This window comes from Kitasatospora sp. NPDC054795 (assembly GCF_053611565.1).
On the sequence record NZ_JBSHAP010000294.1, the window covers coordinates 1 to 1,615 of the forward strand.

Sequence of the window (1,615 nt, forward strand, 5' to 3'; positions counted from 1 at the left end):
TTCGGCGTCGCCCCTGGGGACGCGGCGTCCACGTCGGGGGGGGGGGGCGCCGCCCGGGGGGGGGGTGGGGGCGGGGGGCCCCCCCCCCCCCCCCCCCGGCGGCGTGCCCGGGCCCGGGCGGTGCCGCGCCGTCGGCCCGCCCGCCTCAGCCGCCCGCCGCGCGCAGCCGGGCCTCGGCGGCCTCCAGGAGCAGGTCCAGGGCGTACGGGTAGCCGCTGCGGCGCATGTCGGTGGTGAGCAGGTGGGCGGTGGCCGCGATGTGGGGGTGGCCGGCGGCGTCGAGCCGGGCGTAGGAGGCCTGCCAGACCTGGAGGTCGGCGTTCTGGGCGGGGGCCGGGAGGGCGAGCGTCGCGGCGTCCAGGGCGGCGAAGCCGAGGCTCTGATCGACGAAGGCGTGGTAGATCCGGACGGCCTCCGGGTCCGGGAAGCCCGCCGTGCGCAGGACGCCGAGGATCGCCTCGACGGCGGCGATCTCGTGGGTGCGGCCGGTGGTGCGGTGGGCGGCGAGGATGGCGGCCTGCGGGTGGGCCAGGTAGCTGGCGTGGATGCGCAGGCCGATGGCACGCAGGTCGGCGCGCCAGTCGCCGGTGGGCCGCCAGCCGTGCTGGGCGCGGCCGATCAGCTCGTCGGCGACGGCGAGCAGCAGGTCGTCGGTGCTGTGGAAGTAGCGGTAGACCGCGCTCGGGTCGGCGCCGAGCGCCGCGCCGAGCCGCCGCACCGTGAGCGCCTCGGAGCCGTGGCTGCCGATCAGTCGGATCGCGGTCCCGACGATCAGCTCGGCGGACAGCACCACGCCCTGCTTGGTGGGGCGGCGCCGGCGGCGCAGCGGTTCGGGGACTACGCGGTCGGTCATCCCCCGAGGTTATGCCCGCACCGTTGACGTAGGCCAGGGGTCGGGCGCCTCCCGGCCCTTGGCCGTCGGCCGGACTCAGCCCTCGTTGTGGTCCGGGGCCCAGGAGGTGCCGTTGTGGAAGTAGCTCGGTGCGCCGTGCATACCCACGGTGCGGAACGGCTGCTGGTCGCCGAGGTCCACCCGCATCGTGCCCCTGCGGCCGTCCTTGCCGGTCCACACCAGTTCGAGGAACCAGCTGACGTCCTGGGAGCGGGTGGCGGCGTCCACGTCGATCACCTGCGGGTCGGTGGCCGAGATCCGGTACGGGAAGTCCGTCGTGCCGGTCTTCCGTTCGCCCTCCCGGCCCGGGACGGGGACGACGCGCGGCGTGGCCGCGTCGAGGTCGACCGCGAAGGCCGCCGGTTCGAGCGCGCCGCCGCAGCCGGACCCGGGCGTGTAGGCGTACCACTTGGGGGCGGGCCGGGTGCTGACCACCTGCACGGACATGGAGTTCAGCACGACGGCGTCCGAGTTCGAGCCCAGGGCGGTCAGCTCGATGCGCAGGTGCCCGGCCGGGACCAGGCGCTGGGAGGCCGCCCAGCTGTCGATCCGGCCGGTGGACGACGGGGGCGGGGTCACCTGGGCGGGGGCGCGGGCGGAGAGGAACCACTGGCCGCAGAGCCTGCCCCAGTTGTTGCTGAGGACACTGACGTGGAAGGGCGCGGGGAGGTCCTCGGGGGTCGCCGAGGCGGTCGCGGACGGGGCGTCCGCGGCGTCCGAGCC

1 protein-coding gene and 1 pseudogene are annotated in these 1,615 nt (G+C 76.5%); both read right to left on the reverse strand.

What is annotated here, in order from left to right:
* Positions 1 to 145: 145 nt before the first annotated feature.
* Positions 146 to 853, reverse strand: a complete 708-nt coding sequence (locus ACWGJO_RS41530) for a TetR/AcrR family transcriptional regulator (protein WP_452190958.1) — start codon at positions 851 to 853, stop codon at positions 146 to 148.
* 75 nt (positions 854 to 928) lie between these two features.
* A pseudogene (locus ACWGJO_RS41535) lies at positions 929 to 1,615 on the reverse strand (transcriptional regulator); the annotation flags it as partial.